We start from the raw sequence: 2,455 nt of genomic DNA, 5'->3' as shown, positions 1-2,455 counted from the left end.
TAAGCCGGATGTGCTGAAAGGTACAAGTCCGGTTTTGAGGGGAGGGGGTTACAGCGATGTAATCCCTTTACCCGACTAATTCTGAAACCTAAAGACGATGCGGAGGCAATACTTGATAAAGTCAGCGAGTTTCTGGCAGAACGAGGCATGAAGGTTAGTGAAAAGAAAACTAAGCTAACAGCTACGACAGATGGGTTTGACTTCCTCGGTTGGCATTTCAAAGTGCAAAACAACGGGAAATTTAGATGCGTTCCATCAGCGGACAATTTTAAAGCATTCCGTCAGAAGGTAAAACACATCGTTAACAACTCGAATTATGGTGCTACGGTCAAAGCTGAGAAATTAGCCCCTGTAGTTAGAGGCTGGAGAAATTACCATCGCTACTGTAAGTTGGAAGGGTCACGGTTATCACTGTGGTTTATCCAAAATAGAGCCTTCAAGGTATTCAATAAGGAATCGAAACAATCTCGCGATACCAGCAAAAAACTGCTGGATAAAGCATTTCCGACGGTTCCGTACTCCGAAAACAAATTTGTCAATGTCAAAGGGGAGAAATCACCTTACGACGGAGATATAGCCTACTGGAGCGAGCGTAACAGCAAGCTCTATAACGGCGAAACCTCTAAAGCTTTAAAACGGCAAAACCATAAATGTGGAAAATGTGGCTTAAAAATGCTAGGCGATGAAAAGGTACATCTGCATCATGTAGATGGTCGCCACAGTAATTGGAAAATAAACAACCTTCTAGCGGTTCACGAAAGCTGCCACGATTATCTACACATGAGCAAAAGCGAAAGCTAAGAACATCGGGAGCTGGGTGCGGTGAAAGTCGCACGCCCAGATCTAACTGAGAGGTGCGGGGAATAATATCCCCCATCGACTCAACCAGAACAGTTGAAGGTGCTGTGGAAGTGCGATTCGTTGATTAGTGAATCTCGGTAATCAATCCGTAAATAACTAATCCAGTGAAACTTGACCCCTAGGTTGAGCACTGAACTCTCAGATTGATGAAGGTGCAAGTCCTTCCCGCAAGATTCATGCGTGACTCCTTATCTGCTCACACCGACCAAGCTCAATTCTTGGAGAGTGAAGCTGGGAACAGGGCACAATCAGACGGCTGTTATGGGCTGACACTGGTGCTAACAGGGAGTTCCTACGGTGAAACCGAGCCTAAAAAAGTAACTTACACCTAGGCAGGGCATAACTTAAAAACCCTGACCTCATCAGAGCTAAAGCCCGACGCATCATTTCCACAATAGCGTCCAGAATCTTGGGTTTCTGATAGTTAAATTGGCTACACCTAACGGAACAATCAATCATCTGAGGGAACGAATAAAAACGACTTGAGAGTCATGGATACGTCGATTTCCATGTAGGTAAGATGAGATACGGAACTCTCTCAAGACGGGTAGGATGCGAAGTAATTTTCGCAAGGTATTCAGAAAACACTCAACAGAGCAGAGCATGATTAGACACAGTAGTAATACCAGTGAATCTTGGAAGAATCTACCGTGGAAGAAGTTCCGCAAAGATTTATTTCGCCTACAAAAGAGAGTGTTCAAAGCGGTTCAAGCAGGAAACAAGCGGAAAGCGCAGTCTCTGCAAAGACTTATTCTGAAATCCAAAGCTGCTAGATTCCTAGCAATTCGACAAGTAACACAGCTAAACGCTGGCAAGAAAACAGCAGGTGTTGACGGTGTAAAATCTCTCGGCTTTACAGGACGTTTCTACCTAGAAACAATACTTAAAGAGTCGGCAGGTAATTGGCATCATCAAGGACTACGGGAAATCCCAATCCCAAAAAAGGACGGGACAACCAGAATGCTAAAAATCCCAACTATCGCGGATAGAGCTTGGCAATGCCTCGCTAAATACGCTTTAGAACCAGCACACGAAGCAACATTCCATGCTTACAGCTACGGGTTCAGAGCCGGACGCTCCGCGCACGATGCACAGAAAATCCTGTTCAACAATCTAAGAAGCTACTGTAATGGAATGGAAAAACGAGTGATCGAACTCGACATAGAAAAATGCTTCGACAGGATTAGTCACACCACCATAATGGACAACTTAATTGCGCCCAAAGGTATCAAGCTCGGAATCTTCCGATGCCTAAAAGCTGGGGTCAACCCCGATTTCCCGGAACAAGGAACTCCTCAAGGTGGGGTGGTGAGTCCCCTATTAGCCAACATCGCTCTTAACGGGATTGAAAGTATTCACAGATACCATAAGGATGGATTTAGAATAACTGGCAAAACCCCAGCGTCAAACATTGTCGAAACATCAATCCGTTATGCGGATGATATGGTGAGCGCGACATCGTGTCGCGCTTACCATGTCATCCGCATAGCGAACTGATTGTTGTATTTCCTCAATCCCATTAGACCTCTTGCGAAAGTGCGCTCGTTCTAGGTAAAATAAAAGAAAAAATTAGATTAATAATATGAATTACGAA

3 protein-coding genes are annotated in these 2,455 nt (G+C 44.6%); all 3 read left to right on the top strand.

All coding sequences use genetic code 11. The features are described from left to right. Positions 1-147 precede the first annotated feature (147 nt). A complete protein-coding gene (locus QT996_RS28220; RefSeq protein WP_333050790.1) occupies positions 148-801 on the top strand; it encodes a group II intron maturase-specific domain-containing protein in 654 nt (217 codons plus the stop codon). Positions 802-1,037: 236 nt separating this feature from the next. Then, positions 1,038-1,193, top strand: a complete 156-nt coding sequence (locus QT996_RS28215) for a hypothetical protein (protein WP_333050788.1) — start codon at positions 1,038-1,040, stop codon at positions 1,191-1,193. Between the two features lie 271 nt (positions 1,194-1,464). After that, positions 1,465-2,358 (top strand): reverse transcriptase N-terminal domain-containing protein, encoded by an 894-nt coding sequence (locus tag QT996_RS28210; protein WP_333050786.1) that lies wholly within the window; start codon positions 1,465-1,467, stop codon positions 2,356-2,358. The last annotated feature ends 97 nt before the right edge of the window (positions 2,359-2,455 follow it).

The organism is Microcoleus sp. S13C4 (assembly GCF_036700865.1).
Classification (GTDB): Bacteria; Cyanobacteriota; Cyanobacteriia; order Cyanobacteriales; family Microcoleaceae; genus Microcoleus.
Note: the sequence above shows the minus strand (reverse complement) of the source record. Positions and strands in the feature narration are given on the sequence as shown.